The following is an 18,575-nucleotide window of genomic DNA, read 5'->3' as shown; positions in this document are numbered from 1 at the left end:
GGGCTGCCTCCTTGGGCTGCCTCCTTGGGCTGCCTACTTGGGCTGGGGCTTGCGCAGGGCGATGTGCAGCTCGCGCAGGCGCGCCTCGTCGACCTCGCTGGGCGCGCCCATCAGGAGGTCCTGCGCGTTGCCGTTGAGGGGGAAGGCGATCGTCTCGCGGATGTTCGGCTCGTCGGCCAGCAGCATCACGATGCGGTCGATGCCGGGCGCGATCCCGCCGTGCGGCGGGGCGCCGAAGCGGAACGCGCGCAGCATGCCGCCGAACTCGCGCTCCACGTCGTCCTTGCTGTACCCGGCGATGCCGAACGCCTTGAACATGACCTCGGGCTCGTGGTTCCGGATCGCGCCGGAGGACAGCTCGACCCCGTTGCAGACGATGTCGTACTGGAAGGCGAGCACGTCCAGCGGGTCCTTGTTCTCCAGCGCGTCGATGCCGCCCTGCGGCATGGAGAACGGGTTGTGCGAGAACTCGATCCCGCCCGTGTCCTCGTTCTTCTCGAACATCGGGAAGTCGACGATCCAGCAGAACCGGAAGACGCCCTCCGCGAAGTGCCCGGCGCGCTTCGCGGCCTCCACACGCACGGCGCCCATGATCCTGGAGACCTCGTCGGTCTCCCCGGCGCCGAAGAACACCGCGTGCCCGGGGGCCAGGTCCAGGCGCTCGGTGAGCACCCCGACGTTCTCCTCGGTGAGGAACTTCGCGATCGGCCCCGACAGCGCCCCGCCCTCGCCGACCCGGACCCACGCCAGGCCCTTCGCGCCCTGCTCGACGGCGAAGTCGCCGAGCGCGTCGAAGAACTTCCGCGGCTGGTCCTGCACGTCCGGCACCGGCAGGGCCCGCACGTGCTTGCCCGCGAACGCCTTGAACTCGCCGGCCGCGAAGACGTCCGTGACGTCCGCCAGCTCCAGCTCCGCGCGCAGGTCCGGCTTGTCCGAGCCGTACTTGACCATCGCCTCGCGGTACGGGACCCGCGGGAACGGCGACGTGACGTGCCGGCCGTTGCCGAACTCCTCGAACAGCTCCGTCATCACCTTCTCGATGACGGCGAAGACGTCCTCCTGCTCGACGAAGCTCATCTCCATGTCGAGCTGGTAGAACTCGCCGGGCGAGCGGTCGGCGCGGGCGTCCTCGTCGCGGAAGCAGGGCGCGATCTGGAAGTAGCGGTCGAACCCGGCCATCATCAGGAGCTGCTTGAACTGCTGCGGGGCCTGCGGGAGCGCGTAGAACGAGCCGGGGTGCAGCCGGGAGGGGACCAGGAAGTCGCGGGCCCCCTCGGGGGAGGTGGCCGAGAGGATCGGGGTGGTCAGCTCGTTGAAGCCGAGGGCCGTCATCTTCTGCCGGATGGCCGTGACGACCGCGGTCCGCAGCATGATGTTGCGGTGCATGCGCTCGCGGCGCAGGTCGAGGAAGCGGTATTCGAGGCGGCGCTCCTCGCCGACGCCGTCCTCGGCGTTGATCGTGAACGGGATCTGCTCCGCCGCGCCGAGCACCTCGACCTCGGCGACCTCGATCTCGATCTCGCCGGTGGGCAGCTCGGGGTTGACGTTGTCGGCGCCGCGCGAGACGACCTTGCCGTCGACCCGGACGACGGTCTCCTTGGTCAGGTGCGCCAGCGCCTCGTTCGCCGGGGTGCCGGGGCGGGCGACGAGCTGGACGATGCCGTAGTGGTCGCGCAGATCGATGAAGAGGATGCCGCCCAGGTCGCGCCTATTGTGCAGCCAGCCGGAGAGGCGGACGTCGCCGCCGACGTCGCTCGCGCGCAGCTCGCCGCAGGTGTGGGACCGGTACCGGTGCATCATCCATCCAGTTCGTCGGACTCATCGTCGTCGTCGGCTCGTCGTCCTCGGCGGCTGCCGATTCGGCCAGGAGAGTGTTCAGCGCGCCAAGACTACCGTCCCCGCCTTCCCCGGCCGAACCGGATCAATCGCCCTAAAATAAGGCAATGCGCACCGAGGAGGTCCTGGCCGCCGTCGGCACCGGGGTATGGAGCTGGGACGCCGCCTCCGGCACCGTGACCATGGATGCCGAGGCCGCCCGGCTCGTCGGCCTGCCCGCACGGCCGACGGAGACGACCGCCGCGGTCCTGCGGGGCCGCTGCCACGGCGTGGACTACGTCGAGCTGGCCGGGGCGATGGACCTGGCCCGCGCCGAGGGCACCGTGGCGGAGGCCCACCTGCGGATCGTGGACGAGGAGGGGACGGTACTGCGGGTCGTACGGACCCGGATGCGGCCGTTCCGCGCCGGGCACCCGGCACCCGGGGAACACGGCGGGCCGGGGCGGGCGGGCTGGGAGGACGGCGACGGACCCACCGACGACATGTTCCTGTCCGGCACCGTGCAGGAGATCGTCGAGCCCCTGCCGGGCGCCAGCGCCGGCACCTCCCCGCCGTCACCGCTGACCAGCGACTGGCGGCTGTCCCGCGAGGCGTTCCTGCTCGACGCCGGGCGCGCGCTCGCCGAGTCCCGGGGGACCGACCAGGTGCTGCGCGTGGCCGCGTCCCTGTCGATGCCCGGCTTCTCACCCGACGGCATGGCGGTCTTCGGCGTCGAGGGCAACCACCTCACCTTCATCGGCCAGCACGGCTACCGCCCCGAGGACGAGCACCCCTTCACCGACATCTCCCTCGACTCCGACTACCCCGGCGCCGTGGCCGTCCGCACCGGCCGCGCCGTCTACATCGCGGGCCCCGAGGAGTACCGCCGCCGCTTCCCCGAGGCGTGGCGGTTCGCCAGCCGGCTGGGCCGGCGCTCATGGGCGTACGTACCGCTGATCGTGGCCGGCCGCGTCATCGGCGTGTGGCTGGTGGCCTTCTCCTACCCCGCGCCCTTCACGCCCGACGAGCGTTCCGTGCTCACGACCGTGGCGCGCATGCTGGCGCAGGCGCTGTCCCGCGCGCACGTGCACGAGTCCGAGCGCGAGCTGTCCGCCGGACTGCAGCGCAGCCTGATGCCGGAGGAGGTGCCGCCGACGCCGGGCATGACGGTCGTCGCCCGCTACGTGCCGACCGGCGGCGGGCTGGAGATCGGCGGCGACTGGTACGACGTGATCACGCTGCCGTCCGGGAAGACGGCGGTGGTCATCGGCGACGTCCAGGGCCACGACGTCCGCGCCGCCGGGCTGATGAGCCAGTTGCGCATCGCCATCCGCGCGTACGCCTCCGAAGGGCACCACCCGGACGCCGTACTCACCCGCGCCTCGCACTTCCTCACCCAGCTCAACGAGCGCGAGGGCCTCGAAGGCGGCTCCCCGCCCGACGACGCCGACCCCCGCTTCGCCACCTGCCTGTACATGAAGGCCGACCCGGCCACCGGCTCCCTCACCATCGCCCGCGCCGGCCACCTCGACCCGGCGATGGGCATCGGCGACGGCACCCTGCTGGTCCGCCCCGTCCAGGGCGGGCTGCCCCTCGGTGTCGTCGAGGACCCCGACTATCCCGTCACCCGGCTGGTCCTGGAGCCGGGCGAGCTGATGCTGCTGTGCAGCGACGGGCTCATCGAGACCGGCGGTCACGACCTGGTGACCGGCCGCGAACGGCTGCGCCGGGTCTTCGCCGAGCACGTGGGCGACGACCCGGAGACGCTGGCGGACGCGCTCATCGACGCCGTCAGCGGCCCCGACTCCCACGCCGCCCCCGGACCGCACGCGGAGCGCCGCGAGGACGACATCGCCCTCGTCCTCCTCCGCCGCGACCAGCCCCCGCGCGAGGGCGAACCGGGCGCCGCGCCCGCCACCGGCCGCCACATGCACCTCACCGTCCCCCAGGCGGAGCAGCAGCGCACCGCGGACGCCCGCCACGAACTCCGCTCCATGCTCTACGACTGGACCACCCCCGCGCAGGTCGACTCCGCCGAGTTGGTCCTCTCCGAACTCGTCGCCAACGTCCTCCTGCACACCGACAGCGACGCCGACATCAGCGCCGACGTCTCCGGCCCCCGCGGCAACCGCACCCTGCGCGTCTCCGTGGGCGACGCCGACACCGGCCTGCCGCACCTGCGCCACCCGGGCGAGCTGTCCTCCTCGGGCCGCGGGCTGTTCCTGCTCCAGGAGCTGTCCGGGGAGTGGGGCACGGAGCCGCGCGGCGACGGCAAGGAGATCTGGTGCGAGTTCCACGAGGAGGAGCGGCAGGAGCTGTGAGCGGCCGGCCGCCGGGCGCCGCCGGCCGGCTCAGCCGCCCCGGCGGGCTCAGCCGTACATGCTGCGCATCGCGAAGTCGACCATCTCCTCGACGGCCTTCGCGTCCACGACCATCCGGTGGTCGCCCTCGATGTCCAGCACGAAGCCGTACCCCGTGGGCAGCAGGTCGATGACCTCCGCGCCGGTGACCGTGAAGTACTTCGACTCCCGGCCCGCGTAGCGGCGCAGCTCCTTCAGCGAGCTGAAGAGCGGGATCACCGGCTGCTGGGTGTTGTGCAGGGCGAGGAAGCCGGGGTTGTCGCCGCGGGGGCAGTAGATCTTGGAGGTGGCGAAGATCTGCTGGAAGTCCTCGGAGCTGAGGGTCCCGCCCGTGAACGCCTTGACCGCGTCGGCCAGGGACGGCGGGGAGGGCTGGGACGGCTCGGGGTAGAGGGGCTGCTCGGCGTAGCCGGGGGCGGGCTGGTCGTACGGCCCGGGAGGCGGTGCGGCGTACTGGTGCCCCTGGGGGTGCCCCGGGGGTGCCTGGGGGTGGCCCTGAGGGGCGCCGTAGCCGGCGGACTGGTCGTAGCCGTACATGTTTTCAAGCCTAGCCGCGCCGCGGGGGTACCGGTGGAGACTCCGCCGGCCGGACGGATGTGACAAGACGAGGGTTGCGTTTTATTACTGACGGGTAGCATCATGGATGGTCGCTGACCCCTGATGCCTGATACGGAGCCTGCGCATGGGCCACTACAAGTCGAACCTCCGGGACATCGAGTTCAACCTCTTCGAGGTGCTGGGCCGCGGCGACGTCTACGGCACGGGCCCGTTCGAGGACATGGACACCGAGACCGCACGGAGCGTCCTCACCGAGATCGCCCGGCTGGCCGAGAACGACCTGGCCGAGTCCTTCACCGAGGGCGACCGCAACCCCCCGGTCTTCGACCCCGAGACCGGCGCCGCCCCCGTCCCGGCGGCGTTCCGGAAGTCGTACGAGACCTACATGGACGCCGAGTGGTGGCGGCTGGGCCTGCCCGAGGAGATCGGCGGCACGGCGACGCCGTCGTCACTGATCTGGGCGTACGCCGAGATGGTGCTCGGCGCGAACCCGGCCGTGTGGATGTACGCCTCCGGGCCGGCCTTCGCGGGCGTGCTGTACGACGAGGGCACCGAGGAGCAGCGCAAGGCCGCCCGGCTGATGGTGGAGCGGCGCTGGGGCTCGACGATGGTGCTCACCGAGCCGGACGCCGGCTCCGACGTGGGCGCCGGGCGCGCGAAGGCGCTGGAGGCGCCGGACGGCACGTGGCACATCGAGGGTGTGAAGCGCTTCATCACCTCCGGCGAGCACGACCTGTCGGAGAACATCGTGCACTTCGTGCTGGCCCGCCCGGAGGGCGCCGGGCCCGGCACGAAGGGGCTGAGCCTCTTCGTCGTGCCGAAGTACGACTTCGACCCGGAGACCGGCGAGCTGGGCGAGCGCAACGGCGTCTACGCCACCAACGTCGAGCACAAGATGGGCCTGAAGGTCTCCAACACCTGCGAGCTGACCTTCGGTGACCGGCACCCGGCGAAGGGCTGGCTGCTCGGCGGGAAGCACGACGGCATCCGCCAGATGTTCAAGATCATCGAGTTCGCGCGGATGATGGTCGGCACGAAGGCCATCGCCACCCTCTCCACCGGCTACCTCAACGCGCTGGAGTACGCCAAGGAGCGCGTCCAGGGACCGGACCTGGCGCAGTTCACCGACAAGACCGCGCCGCGCGTGACCATCACGCACCACCCGGACGTGCGCCGCTCGCTGATGACGCAGAAGGCGTACGCCGAGGGCATGCGCGCCCTCGTGCTCTACACCGCCTCCGTGCAGGACACCATCCAGGTCCGCGAGGCCGCCGGCGAGGACGCCTCCGCGCAGCGCGCGCTGAACGACCTGCTGCTGCCCATCGTCAAGGGGTACGGGTCGGAGAAGTCGTACGAGCAGCTCGCCCAGTCGTTGCAGACCTTCGGCGGCTCCGGCTATCTGCAGGAGTACCCGATCGAGCAGTACATCCGGGACGCGAAGATCGACACCCTCTACGAGGGCACCACCGCCATCCAGGGGCAGGACTACTTCTTCCGGAAGATCGTCCGCAACCAGGGACAGGCGCTGACCTCCCTGGCCGAGGAGATCAAGAAGTTCCTGGCCGAGGCGGCCGGCGGGGAGCAACTCGCCGCGGCGCGCGACGAGCTGGCCGGGGCGGCGGCGGACCTGGAGGCCATCGTCGGGGCGATGCTGTCCGACCTCGCGGCCACCGAGAAGGACGTGAAGTCCCTCTACAAGGTGGGGCTCAACACCACCCGGCTGCTGCTCGCCTCCGGCGACGTCGTGATCGCCTATCTGCTGCTCAGGGGCGCCTCGGTGGCCGCCGAGAAGCTGCCGACGGCCGCGGCGAAGGACGTGGCGTTCTACCAGGGGAAGATCGCCGCGGCGACCTTCTTCGCGCGGAACGTGCTGCCGGGGGTCGGGGTGCAGCGGGCGCTGGCGGAGACCACGGACCAGTCGCTGATGGAGCTGGACGAGGCCGCGTTCTGAGGGCCCCGTGCCGAGCCGCGTGCTGAGGCCCCGGTCCGAGGGAGCCGCCCCGGCGTGAGCCGGTGGCGTACGGCACGCGGGTCACGGGCGTCCGCGCTGACGCGGGACCGTGTCCGGGCCCCCGGCCCCGGGGTCCGGACACGGCGCCCTTCTGACGACGACGAAGGCGCCGGATCCGGACCCCGGTGGGCTCCGGAGGGCCGGGCGGGGTCAGGCCCGGTAGCCCCAGGCGGCGGCGTACTCCGCCAGCTCCGGGGAGAGCTCGACGGCCTCCCCCTCGAAGGTGCGGGCCGCCTGGATCCGGCCGGACTTGATGTTGTCGCTGCGGTCCCCGAGGTTGGGCCGGAGCCGGCCGTGGTCCTGCTCGCCGTACTCCAGCATCGACGCCTCGAACTCCACCTCCAGGTACGCGCACACCTCCCGCATGACCCGCTCCGGGTCGGAGGTCAGGTCCTCGTACGTGAGGGTGTGGCCGTCGAGCGTGGTGCGGGCCCGCTCCAGCGGCTCGAAGTACTTCAGCGCGTTCGCCTCGTTCTGCGCGCGGGTCGAGGTGTTGGACTTGCGGTTCTCCAACGAGCTGACGACACCCTCGGGGTGGCGCAGCAGGAACAGGAACTTCGCCTTGGGCCAGGCGTGATGCAGCCGTTCCCAGGTCCACACGTTGCCCGGGGTCTTGTCGACGACGATGTCCTTGCCGCTGCGCTCCAGCTCCAGGTGCAGCACCCGGTCCCACAGCACGTGCTCCAGCTCCACCTTGTCCAGCCCGAGTTCGAGCATGGACTGGTCGGAGAAGCCGGGGGTCAGCTCCACGCCGAGGGTCCGCAGGTGCAGCTCGTGCGGGGCGCGTATGCGGGAGTGGCTGTTGAGCAGCATGCGCAGCAGGGTGGAGCCGGAGCGCACCGGCGCGAGCACGAAGACCGGCGCCTCGACCTGCCGGGGCATGGGCTCCGCCCCGTACTCCAGCGCGACCGTCTTCTTGGGCGGGCGCGGACCCTTCGGTTTGGTCTTCACCGCGGTCGTCCGCGGCGTCGCGGCTTCGGGCGCCGCCCGGGCCCCGGAGGCCGCCTCCGCGCCCGGGCCCGTCAACTGCCGCGGCGGCCGGAGCGCCTCGCCCAGCAGCCGCGCTCTGCGCTTGATGCCCGTGTTCACGACTCCCATAGGGCTCTTGCCACCCTTCCTTCACCCCGTGCCTGCCTGTCACTCCCCCCGTGCGGACAGCCGGCGCCTCAGTGGCCACAGGCGACACGCACCCGGAAGAACGTAAGACAACGATTCAGCAAAGGCAATGGCTCGATTCCGCTTCTCACCCACGTCTTAGGCTTTGCTCATGACCTCTGCTCCTTCACCCCGGTTCGACCGCAGCCACACCGACGACCTCGCCGGGTATCTCACCGCCTCCCCCACGCCGTACCACGCCGTGGCCGAGGCCGCCCGGCGGCTGGAGAAGGCCGGGTTCACCCAGCTCCGGGAGACCGACGCCTGGGACGCGACGGCCGGGGGCCGGTACGTGCTGCGGGGCGGCGCGCTCATCGCCTGGTACGTGCCCGAGGGCAGCGCCCCCGAGACCCCGTTCCGCATCGTGGGCGCCCACACCGACTCGCCCAACCTGCGGGTCAAGCCGGTTCCGGACACGGGCGCGCACGGGTGGCGGCAGATCGCGGTGGAGGTCTACGGCGGAGCGCTGCTGAACAGCTGGCTGGACCGGGATCTGGGGCTGGCGGGCCGGCTGACGCTGCGGCCGGGGGCGGCGGACGCGGGCGGGGGCGCGGACGGCGGGGGCCACGGGCCGGGCGGCGCGGAGGTACGGCTGGTCAACATCGACCGGCCGCTGCTGCGCGTACCCCAGCTCGCCATCCACCTCGACAGGGGCGTGGTCTCCGAGGGCCTGAAGCTCGACAAGCAGCGCCACGTGACGCCGATCTGGGGTCTCGGCGCCGTGCGCGAGGGCGACCTCGTCGGGTTCCTGGCCGCGGAGGCCGCGGTCGCGGCGGACGACGTCATCGGCTGGGACCTGATGGTGCACAGCGTCGAACCCCCCGCCTACCTCGGCCGCGACCGCGAGCTGCTCGCGGGTCCGCGCATGGACAACCTCCTCTCCGTACACGCCGGCCTCGCCGCCCTGACCGCCGCGGCCGGCACCGCTCACGTCCACGGGGGCACGGGGGAGGCCGGCGCCCCGCTCGCCGCCATCCCCGTGCTCGCAGCCTTCGACCACGAGGAGACCGGCAGCCAGTCCGACACCGGCGCGGAAGGTCCCCTCCTCGGCACCGTCCTGCGCCGCATCGTCACGGCCCGCGGCGGCTCCTACGACGACGCCGCCCGCGCACTGGCCGGCTCCGTCTGCCTCTCCTCCGACACCGGCCACGCCGTGCACCCGAACTACCCCGAGCGCCACGAGCCGGGCCACCACCCGATGCCGAACGCGGGACCGATCCTCAAGGTCAACGTCAACCAGCGCTACGCCACGGACGGCGCCGGCCGCGGGATCTTCGCCCACGCCTGCGAGCGGGCCGGGGTGCCGTGGCAGACGTTCGTCTCCCACAACGCGATGCCCTGCGGCACGACCATCGGCCCCATCACGGCGGCCCGCCACGGGATCACGACCGTGGACATCGGGACGGCCATCCTCTCGATGCACTCGGCGCGGGAGCTGTGCGGCGCGGAGGACCCGCACCTGCTGGCCGGCGCGCTGGCGGCGTTCCTGACGGAGTGAACCGGGCGGGCGGCTCCTCCCGGCCCCCGGGCCGCGCCGCCCGCGTGGCGTCACGCGTACGGCCTGACGGCCACCGTCGCGTCCGGTTCGAGCCCGAAGACGCCGCCCCGGGCGCGCGGCCGATCCACCCCTCGCTGGTTCGGCATCCCGGCGGACCAGCCGGGCGGCCCCCGCCGCCGGGCGTCACTCTCCGGCCTCGACCGAAGCCCTGCCGATGCGCCGCTACGGCCCCTCGTCCATCCCCGCCAGGATCAGCGGCAGGCGTCGTGCGCCCGACTCCGTGACGCGGAGGGGAACGCCCCAGTCCTGCTGGTGCACGTGGCACGCCGGGTACTCCACCGACGGGTCGTCGTCGCAGCTCGCCGCCATCGCCGAGACGTGCAGGACGCCCTCCGCCGGGCCGTCCGCCGACACGACCACCTCGCGGGTCAGGTCCGTGCCCGGGCCCTCGCCGGCCGCGAGCAGCTCCGGAGGGGTGGCGCTGACGAGCAGACGTGTGGCCGGGCCGTAGCGGGTGTCGAGTTTCTGGCCCGGCGGGGGGCGGAAGACGACGTCCAGCGACAGACCGCCCGGTGCCACGTCCGTCGCCGCGCGCCGCGTGCGGTGGGCCACCGGCGCGACCCGGACCGCCTCCTCCGGCAGCCGGAGGCGGGTCAGGCGGTGGCGGGCGGACTCGACGACCACGATCTCGTCGCCGTCCACCACCGCGTCCGACGGCTCCCGCAGGTCCGTCGCCAGGGTGGTCACCGTGCCGGTGGCCGGGTCGTAGCGGCGCACGGCGTGGTTGTACGTGTCCGAGACCGCCACCGAGCCGTCCGGCAGGGCCGTGACGCCCAGCGGGTGCTGGAGCAGCGCCTCGCCGGCAGGGCCGTCGCGGTGGCCGAAGTCGAAGAGCCCGGTGCCGACCGCCGTGTGCACCCGCGCCCGCCGCCCCGGCCCGCCGGCCGGCTCCAGCCAGCGCAGCGCCGAGGTCTCCGAGTCCGCGATCCACAGCCGGCCGTCCGTCGCCGCAAGGCCCGACGGCTGCGCGAACCACGCCTCCTCCGCCGGCCCGTCGAACAGCCCCTCGTTCGTCGTGCCGGCCGCCACCGCCACCGTGCCGGTCTCCGGGTCGTACGTCCACAGTTGGTGGACGCCCGCCATCGCGATCCACAGCCGTCCGTCGAACCACGCCACGTCCCACGGCGACGACAGGTCGACCTCCCGCCCCGGCCCCGACGCCGGCGAGCCCTGCCACCACTGCCGCCCGGTCCCCGCCAGCGTCGTCACCGACCCGGTGGCGAGGTCGACGGACCTGAGCGCGTGGTTCACGGTGTCCGCCACCGCCACCGCGCCCGACGGCAGCAGCGCCAGCCCCTGCGGCTCGTTGAAGCGCGCCCCCCGACCGCCGGGCTCGGCGTCCGTGAACCCCCGCTCCCCGCTTCCGATCCGCCGCACCACCGTCTCGCCGTCCGGCTCCAGCTCCACCAGCCGGTGCCGTGTGGTGTCGGAGACGAGCAGGTTCCCCGACGGCAGCCGCAGCGCCTTCCCGGGGAAGCGCAGATGCGTCGCCACCGGCTCCGGCGCGACGTACGGGCCGTCCCCGCGGTGCAGCGTGCCCTTGGCCGCGTGTTCCGCCTCCAGCTCCGCGACCAGCCGCTCGATGGCGTGGACGTGCCCCTCCCCGGCGTGCTGCGCGACGATGTACCCCTCCGGGTCGATCACCACCAGCGTCGGCCACGCCCGCACCGCGTACTGCTTCCACGTCGCCAGCTCCGGGTCGTCCAGCACCGGGTGGTGGACGCCGTAGCGCTCGACGGCGTCCACGACGGCCGCGTGCTCCGCCTCGTGCACGAACTTCGGCGAGTGCACACCGACGACGACCACGGTGTCCCGGTGCTTCTCCTCCAGCTCACGCAGCTCGTCCAGGACGTGCAGACAGTTGATGCAGCAGAAGGTCCAGAAATCCAGGATCACGACACGGCCGCGCAGCGCGGCGAGGCTCAGCTCCGCCCCGCCGGTGTTCAGCCAGCCGCCCCTGCCGACCAGTTCGGGAGCCCGGAGACGGGCACGTTTCGCCATAAGCAGAGCCAACCACACCGCCGCCGCGGCCATTCCCAGGCGCTGCGGCAGGGGGGCCCGCGACCCCGGCGCCCGGGGCCGCTCCGGCCGTACGAGCGCTCCGGCCCTACGGCCGCCCGAGCACCCGGTCCCGCAGCACCGGGAACTCCTCCCGGGTACGCGCCACAAGCGCCGGGTCCAGCTCCGCGCGCAGGACTTCCTCCTCCTCGCCCGCCTCCGCCAGGATCCCGCCCTTCGGGTCCACGATCATGCTGTGGCCCGCCTGCGCCACCCCGCCGGTGGTCCCCGCCGTGCTGCAGGCCAGGACGTACGCCTGGTTCTCCACCGCCCGCGCCTGCGCCAGCAGCCGCCAGTGGCCGCGGCGCGTGGCGGGCCAGCCGGCCGGGACGGCGAAGGCCCGCGCGCCCTTGTCGGTCAGGGCCCGGAACAGCTCGGGGAAGCGCAGGTCATAGCAGGTGGCGAGGCCGACGACGGTGTCGGCGAGGTCCGCGGTGACGACCTCCTCGCCGGCGCCCATGAGCACGGCCTCGCCGCTGTCGAAGCCGAAGCGGTGGATCTTGCGGTACCTGTGCGCCAGCTCGCCGTCCGGCGCGTAGAGCAGGCTCGTGTTGAACAGCGTCCCGGACGCGTCCCGTTCCACGAGCGACCCCGCGTGCAGCCACACGCCGGCGTCCCGGGCCGCCGCCGCCATCGCCGCCGCCGTGGGTCCGTCGAGGGTCTCGGCCCCGGTCTCGAAGTCGTCGTAGGCGAACGCACCCAGGTGCCACAGCTCGGGCAGGACCACCAGCCCGGAGCCCTTCTCGGCACGCACGAGCGCCGCCGCCCGGGCCCGCCTGCTTTCCACGGTTTCATCCGGATCCACCCGAAACTGGATCAGAGAAGCGCGCACCTTACCACCACCTCGAAGTCCAAGTCGTTTGCCTCACCGCATAATCGTCACCCGAAAGCACTGCCGGGGCACCCGCGCGCAGCGTAACTTAGGGCCTGCCGTGCATCTCGCGAACGATCCCGTAAGGGGTAGTGTGACCGTCCACTCCAGCCTCCAGCCGTCCATCGATGCCTGGGCCCACTCGGCCGAGGCCATATCCGAACTCGTGGCACCGCTCTCCGAGGGGGAGTGGAGCGGTCGAAGCGGACTGCCGGGGTGGTCCGTCCGCGACGTCGTCTCCCACATCATCGGCGCGGAGTGCGAGGCACTCGGCGATCCGCGGCCGATCCACAACCTTCCGGCCGACCTTATGCACATCACGGGCGAAAAGGCGCGCTACGTCGAGGTGCAGGTCGACACGCGCCGCCACCACACCGCGCCGGAGATGACCGCCGACCTCGAGTACACGCTGATCCGCCGCCGGCGCCAGCTCCGCGACGAGAAGCGCGCGCCGGACGCCACGGTGCGCGGGGCGTTCGGCAGCGAGATGACGCTGGCCGAGCTGACGCACTACCGGGCCTTCGACATCTGGGTGCACGAGCAGGACATCCGCCGCGCACTCGGCAAGCCGGGGAACCTCGACTCGCCCGGCGCCCACATCGCGCGGGACGAGCTGCTGAGGCGGCTGCCGAAGGTGGTGGCCGAGGACGCGGGCGCCCGGCCGGGTTCGGTCGTGGTCGTGGACGTGACGGGTCCGCTGGAGTTCATGCGCACGGTACGGGTGGGGGAGGACGGCCGCGGGTCCATCGACGGCAGCGTCTCGCTCGGGCCGACGGTGACGCTGACGACGGACTGGGAGACGTACCTGTGGCTGGCGACGGGCCGGCTGCGGGCGGCAGCGGCGGCGGACCGGGTGAAGGCGGAGGGTGATCCGAAGCTGGCGGAGGCGGTCCTGCGGCACTTCACGGTGACCGACTGACCGCGGGCCGGCAGGACCACCTCGAAGACGGCGCCACGGCGGGCCGGCGCGGCGGGACATGACGCCGCGTCGCATGCCGTGGCGGGCGTACGGCCCGGCGGCGGGCGCCCCGCGCGCCGCGACGGACCCGCGCCTTCACCCGTAGGGGGGCGGCGCTCATCCGACCGGCACAGCCCGGCGGGCGTCCCGCGCTCCCGCGCCCCAGGCTGATCATGTGAGTATCAGCCAGGATCAGCTTCTCCGTTGCAGCGTCGCCGTCGACATCGGTTCCTCCCGCACCCGCGTCTACCTCAAGGGCACCGGCCTCGTCGTGGACGAGCCGAGCGCCGTGGCCCTCAACACCCGTACCGGCGCCCTGGTGGCCGTCGGCGGACAGGCCGAGGCGATGACCGGGCGTACCCCCGCGCACATCCAGGTCGCCCGGCCCGTGGGGCCGAACGGCATCACCGACATCGAGATGGCCCAGCGCATGCTGCGCCACCTCATCCACGCCAGGGTCCGCAGATCCTGGCGCTTCCACCCCGCGCTACGGGCCGCGGCGTGCACCCCGCACGACGTCGAGCCGCTGACGCAGCGGGCGATGATCGACACACTGGCGGGGCTGGGCGCGAAGCGGGTCATCCTCGTCGACACCCTCATCGCCACGGCGGTGGGCTGCGGGCTGCCGGTGCCGGCGGCGGAGGGCACGCTGATCGTGGTGTGCGGTACGGCGATGACGCAGATCGCCGTGCTGTCGCTGGGCAACGTCGTCGCCGCCGAGAAGGTGCCGGTGGGCGGCGCGGCGGTGGACCGGGCGCTGGTGGAGCACCTGCGCATCAACCACGAGGTGATGCTGCGCAGCCACACCGTCGGCCAGGTGCACCGCGAGCTGTCGCTCGCCGGCGCGCAGGGCGCGGCGTCGCTCGACGTGCTCGGCCGCGATGTGATCTCGGGCCGCCCGCGTACGGTGCGGGTCGACCCGGCGGCCGTCGGGCAGGCGGCGGGAGTGCCGATGCTGGCGGTGCTGGACGGGATCCGTTCGGTGCTGCGGCGCTGCCCGCCGGACCTGGTGGCGGACATCGGGGACCGCGGGATCGTGCTGGCGGGCGAGAGCGCGACCATGCCGGGCCTGGAGACGATGCTGCGGACGTCGGTGGGGCTGCCCGTGCAGATCGCGGAACGCCCGGACGTGGCGGCGGTGGTGGGCCTCGGCTCCATGATCGAGAACGGCGCTCCGCCGGAGTCCCTCCCCGACGCGCCTCCGGGTCCGGCGGACTTCCGCGGGCCGGCACCGGGTTCGGCACCGGCTCCCGCTCCGCAGGCCGCCCAGGGCGCGGCCGACGTGCCCACGGAGGTCGCGACCGATTAGGAGTGGTGCACCGGAGCGTCGCCCGCCGAAGGGCTGACCGCCGTCGTGCCGGCCGTGAGGAAGCGCCGCACACGGGGCAGGATCCCGGCGGCCCGTACCCAGCCGCCGTCGTGGTCGGCACCGGGCAGGGAGAAGACGGCGGCTCCGGCGCGGCGGGCGGCCCTGCGGGTCACGCGGAGGCCCGGCGCCTCACGCGGGTACGTGGACGGCCGAGACGCGGCTCGCCACCAGGCGTTCGCGTTCGCGGCGGTGGGCCCGTCGGCGCAGGCGCAGGATCTGGGTCGTCCCCAGGATCTGCAGGACGAAGACGCTCGCGAACGCGATGCCGTAGCGGTCGCCCGTGGCGTCGAGCAGCAGACCCACCGCCAGCAGCGTCGTGATGGACGCCGTGAAGCCCCCCATGTTGACGATGCCGGACGCCGTGCCCAGCCGCTCCGGCGGGTTCGCCGGGCGGGCGAAGTCGAAGCCGATCATCGACGCCGGCCCGCACGCGCCCAGGACGCAGCACAGCACCACCAGCAGCCACCCCGGCGCGTGTCCCCCCGGCCAGCTCAGCACCGTGCCCCACACCGCCGCCGTCGCCGCCACCGTGCCCAGCGCCAGCGGCAGCCGCGCCGCGTGGTGCCGGGCGACGAGCTGGCCGTAGACCAGGCCGACGGCCATGTTGGACAGCACCAGCAGCGTCAGCAGTTGGCCGGCCTCCGCGCGGCTCGCCCCCTGGGCCTCGACGAGGAACGGCAGCCCCCACAGCAGCAGGAAGATCATCGCCGGGAACTGGGTGGTGAAGTGCACCCAGAAGCCCAGCCGCGTACCCGGCTCGCGCCAGGCGCCGGCTATCTGCGCCCGGATGCCGCCGCCGCGGTGGTCCTCGGGGGGCGGCGCGACGTAGTCCCGGGGCTGGTCGCGCAGGAAGAGCAGGACGAGGACGAGCATGACCGCGCCGGCCACCGCGCTGCCCGCGAAGGTCGGGGTCCAGCCGAACTCCTGGAGCATGCGGGAGAGTACGAGCGTGGAGACCAGGTTGCCCGCCATCCCGACGAGCCCCGCGAGCTGCGCTATCAGCGGCCCGCGGCGGGCGGGGAACCAGCGCGCGCCGAGCCGCAGGATGCTGATGAACGTCATCGCGTCGCCGCAGCCGAGCAGCGCGCGGGAGGCCAGGGCGGTGCCGTACGTGCCGGAGAGCGCGAAGCCGAACTGCCCCGCCGTGTACAGCACGATGCCCATCGCCAGCACCCGGCGCGTGCCGAGCCGGTCGACGAGCAGGCCGACGGGGATCTGCATCCCGGCATAGACGAGGAGCTGGAGGATGGAGAAGCCCGACAGGGCGGACGCGCCGACGTCGAAGCGCTCGGCGGCGTCGATGCCGGCGACGCCCAGGCTCGTCCGGTACGTGACGGCGACGAAGTAGACGGCGACGCCCAGGCTCCAGACGGCGGCGGCCCTCACCCCGCCCGGCGGGTCGCCGGGCAGGCCGCGGGCGCCTGCGGTACCCCCCGCGCGGACGGCGGTCACCGCACGTCCCCGCGGAGCAGGTCCCGTACGGAGGCGACGTGGCCGTGCACCGCGGCGGCGGCCGCGTCGGCGCTGCCGCTGCGCAGCGCCCGGAGGATCTCGGCGTGCTCGGTGAGCGAGCGGTGCATGCGGCCGGGCCGGGCGTTCATGAGCGCGACGCCCATGCGGAGCTGGCGGTCGCGGAGTTGGTCGTAGAGGCGGACGAGGATGTCGTTGCCGGCGTTGCGGACGATCGTGGCGTGGAAGCAGCGGTCGGTGACGGACGCGGCGGCGCGGTCGTCGGCCTCGACGTGCCGGCGCTGCTCCTCCAGCAGCTCTTCGAGCCGGGTGAGCAGCGAGGCGGGCGCGGGTACGGAACGGCGGGCCGCGTGCTCCTCGACGAGCATCCGGGTCTCGACGACGTCGGCGATCTCCTGGGCGGAGACGGGCAGGACGAACGCGCCCTTCTTCGGGTACAGCTCCAGCAGCCCCTCCGCCTGCAGCCGTAGCAGCGCCTCGCGCACGGGCGTCCGCGAGACGCCGACGGCGTCGGCCAGCTCGCCCTCGGTGAGCATCGTGCCGCCCTCGTAACGCCGTTCCAGCACGCCCTGTTTGACGTGGGCGTAGACGCGGTCGGCGGCGGGCGCGGGCTTGGCCGGGGCGGACGGGCTCGGAGGCATGCGCACAGCATAGATACCACACGTATGCGTATGCCGCCGCCGTCCGCGATACGGACACGGGCCGCACCTCCGCGCACGCATGCCGACGCCCCCGGCACCGTCCGCACGGGCCGGGGGCGTGGGCGTTATTCGCTGATCAGCCCCAGGTGAGCAGCCGCTTCGGCCGCTCCAGGACCGCCGCGACGTCCGCGAGCACCTTCGAGCCCAGCTCCCCGTCGACCAGCCGGTGGTCGAAGGCGAGCGCGAGCGTCGTCACATGCCGCGGTCTGACCTTCCCCTTGTGCACCCACGGCTGCTGCTTGATCGCGCCGAAGGCGAGGATCGCCGGCTCGCCGGGGTTGAGGATCGGCGTACCGGTGTCGATGCCGAAGACGCCGATGTTGGTGATCGTCACCGAGCCGCCCTGCATCGCCTCCGGCGTCGTCCTGCCCTCGCGGGCGGTGGCGACCAGCCCGGACAGCTCCGTGGCCAGCTCGGGCAGCGATCTGGCGTGCGCGTCCTTGATGTTGGGCACGATCAGGCCGCGCGGCGTGGCGGCGGCGATGCCGAGGTTCACGTAGTGCCGGCGGACGATCTCCTGACGGTCCTCGTCCCAGGCGGAGTTGACCTCGGGGTTGCGCCGGATCGCCAGCAGGAACGCCTTGGCGACGATGAGCAGCGGGTTGATCCGCAGCCCGGCGAGATCGGGGTCCTCCTTCAGCTCCCGTACGAGCTTCATCGTGCGGGTGACGTCGACGGTGACGAACTCCGTGACGTGCGGTGCGGTGAAGGCGCTCGTGACCATCGCCTGGGCGGTGGCCTTGCGGACGCCCTTGATGGGGATACGGGTCTCGCGGGCGGTGCCCGCCGGTTCTTCGGCGGGCGCCCGCTGCGGCTCCGGTTCGGGCTGGGCGGCCGGTACGGACGGCGCCTTCGGCGGCGGGGCCGCGGCGGCGTGGACGTCGTCGCGGGTGATGACGCCGCCGTCGCCGGTGGGCACGACGCCGGTCAGGTCGACGCCGAGGTCCTTGGCGAGCTTGCGCACGGGCGGCTTGGCGAGCACGCGGCCACCTGCGGGGCCGCCTGCGGCGGGCGCGGCGGGTGCCGCGGCGGCGGGGCCGCCTGCTCCCGGCATGCCCGCGATGCCGCCTGCGGCGGCGGGGCCGCCGGACGGGACGGTGGTGCCGGTACCGGCCGGGCCGGCGGGCGCCTGCGGTGGCGCGTCGCGGCCGTTCAGCTCGGCCTGGATCGCCGCCGAGGCGACCCCCGACTCGGTGCCGGACTGCGGCCTGCGCGGGCGGCGCTTCGTCGAACTCTGCGCCACGCCGTAGCCGACGAGCACCGGCTCCCGCTTGGCGCCGCCGGCCCCCGCCCCCGCGTCATCCGGCGCCGCGGCACCCGGTTCCGGGGCCGCCGGGCCGCCGGCGGGTCCGGCACCGCCCGGTTCGGGTGCGGCGTCGGCCGGGGCCTCGGTCCCCCCGGGTCCGGGGGCGGCACCGGGTTCCGTGTCGACCGCGATGATGGGTGTTCCGACGTCGACCGTGTCGCCCTCGGCGAAGCGGATCTCCTGCACCACCCCGTCATACGGGATCGGCAGTTCGACCGCCGCCTTGGCCGTCTCCACCTCGCACACCACCATGCCGTCGTGCACGGCGTCACCAGGCTGGACGTACCACTTGAGGATCTCCGCCTCCGTCAGGCCCTCGCCCACGTCGGGCAGCCTGAACTCACGGAGCCGCGCGGTGTTGCTCATGGTCACGGACACGCTCCCT

General features: G+C 73.3%; 14 protein-coding genes. 5 read left to right on the top strand and 9 right to left on the bottom strand.

Translation table 11 applies throughout. The annotated features are described in order from the left end of the window. Positions 1 to 33 precede the first annotated feature (33 nt). Entirely contained in the window at positions 34 to 1,797 is a 1,764-nt protein-coding gene (gene aspS, locus I003_RS0116180) for an aspartate--tRNA ligase (protein WP_027772480.1), read from the bottom strand. Positions 1,798 to 1,943: 146 nt separating this feature from the next. On the opposite strand from aspS, the gene I003_RS0116175 reads away from it, so the two are divergent. After that, a complete protein-coding gene (locus I003_RS0116175) occupies positions 1,944 to 4,136 on the top strand; it encodes a SpoIIE family protein phosphatase (RefSeq protein ID WP_027772479.1) in 2,193 nt (730 codons plus the stop codon). Positions 4,137 to 4,184: 48 nt separating this feature from the next. On the opposite strand, the gene I003_RS0116170 is transcribed toward I003_RS0116175, so the two are convergent. Beyond that, entirely contained in the window at positions 4,185 to 4,712 is a 528-nt protein-coding gene (locus I003_RS0116170; protein WP_027772478.1) for an SseB family protein, read from the bottom strand. Between the two features lie 145 nt (positions 4,713 to 4,857). Here I003_RS0116170 and I003_RS0116165 point away from each other — a divergent pair, with 145 nt between their 5' ends. Next, complete coding sequence (locus I003_RS0116165) at positions 4,858 to 6,684, top strand: acyl-CoA dehydrogenase (RefSeq protein ID WP_027772477.1); 1,827 nt, start codon at positions 4,858 to 4,860, stop codon at positions 6,682 to 6,684. 210 nt (positions 6,685 to 6,894) lie between these two features. Here I003_RS0116165 and I003_RS0116160 read toward each other — a convergent pair whose 3' ends face one another. Beyond that, positions 6,895 to 7,842 carry a sulfotransferase family protein gene (locus I003_RS0116160; RefSeq protein WP_027772476.1) on the bottom strand — a complete coding sequence of 316 codons (948 nt, stop codon included), beginning with the start codon at positions 7,840 to 7,842 and terminating at the stop codon, positions 6,895 to 6,897. A 169-nt stretch (positions 7,843 to 8,011) separates the two neighbouring features. Here I003_RS0116160 and I003_RS0116155 point away from each other — a divergent pair, with 169 nt between their 5' ends. Next, entirely contained in the window at positions 8,012 to 9,397 is a 1,386-nt protein-coding gene (locus tag I003_RS0116155) for a M18 family aminopeptidase (RefSeq protein WP_027772475.1), read from the top strand. A gap of 222 nt (positions 9,398 to 9,619) precedes the next feature. Here I003_RS0116155 and I003_RS0116150 read toward each other — a convergent pair whose 3' ends face one another. Next, positions 9,620 to 11,458 carry an NHL domain-containing thioredoxin family protein gene (locus I003_RS0116150; protein WP_027772474.1) on the bottom strand — a complete coding sequence of 613 codons (1,839 nt, stop codon included), beginning with the start codon at positions 11,456 to 11,458 and terminating at the stop codon, positions 9,620 to 9,622. 106 nt (positions 11,459 to 11,564) lie between these two features. Next, positions 11,565 to 12,347 (bottom strand): carbon-nitrogen family hydrolase, encoded by a 783-nt coding sequence (locus I003_RS0116145; protein WP_027772473.1) that lies wholly within the window; start codon positions 12,345 to 12,347, stop codon positions 11,565 to 11,567. Between the two features lie 133 nt (positions 12,348 to 12,480). On the opposite strand from I003_RS0116145, the gene I003_RS0116140 reads away from it, so the two are divergent. Both I003_RS0116140 and I003_RS0116135 read left to right on the top strand, forming a co-directional pair. After that, positions 12,481 to 13,305 carry a maleylpyruvate isomerase family mycothiol-dependent enzyme gene (locus I003_RS0116140; protein WP_027772472.1) on the top strand — a complete coding sequence of 275 codons (825 nt, stop codon included), beginning with the start codon at positions 12,481 to 12,483 and terminating at the stop codon, positions 13,303 to 13,305. 214 nt (positions 13,306 to 13,519) lie between these two features. Then, complete coding sequence (locus tag I003_RS0116135; RefSeq protein WP_027772471.1) at positions 13,520 to 14,653, top strand: rod shape-determining protein; 1,134 nt, start codon at positions 13,520 to 13,522, stop codon at positions 14,651 to 14,653. On the opposite strand, the gene I003_RS36095 is transcribed toward I003_RS0116135, so the two are convergent. The 4 genes from I003_RS36095 to I003_RS0116115 all read right to left on the bottom strand — a co-directional run bounded on the left by I003_RS36095 (position 14,650) and on the right by I003_RS0116115 (position 18,556). Continuing rightward, positions 14,650 to 14,826 (bottom strand): hypothetical protein, encoded by a 177-nt coding sequence (locus I003_RS36095; protein ID WP_158688986.1) that lies wholly within the window; start codon positions 14,824 to 14,826, stop codon positions 14,650 to 14,652. The two genes, I003_RS0116135 and I003_RS36095, sit on opposite strands and share 4 nt — an antisense overlap. Positions 14,827 to 14,842: 16 nt before the next feature. Further along, positions 14,843 to 16,165, bottom strand: coding sequence for an MFS transporter (locus I003_RS0116125; protein ID WP_027772470.1), 1,323 nt, complete (start codon positions 16,163 to 16,165; stop codon positions 14,843 to 14,845). Beyond that, positions 16,162 to 16,824: a GntR family transcriptional regulator gene (locus I003_RS0116120; RefSeq protein WP_027772469.1), complete on the bottom strand. Its 663-nt coding sequence runs from the start codon at positions 16,822 to 16,824 to the stop codon at positions 16,162 to 16,164. The genes I003_RS0116125 and I003_RS0116120 overlap by 4 nt, the downstream gene beginning before the upstream one ends. A gap of 136 nt (positions 16,825 to 16,960) precedes the next feature. Continuing rightward, positions 16,961 to 18,556: a dihydrolipoamide acetyltransferase family protein gene (locus tag I003_RS0116115; protein ID WP_027772468.1), complete on the bottom strand. Its 1,596-nt coding sequence runs from the start codon at positions 18,554 to 18,556 to the stop codon at positions 16,961 to 16,963. Positions 18,557 to 18,575: the final 19 nt, after the last annotated feature.

The sequence above is a fragment of the Streptomyces sp. CNQ329 genome (assembly GCF_000482585.1).
This window is presented reverse-complemented; position numbering and strand designations above follow the sequence as displayed.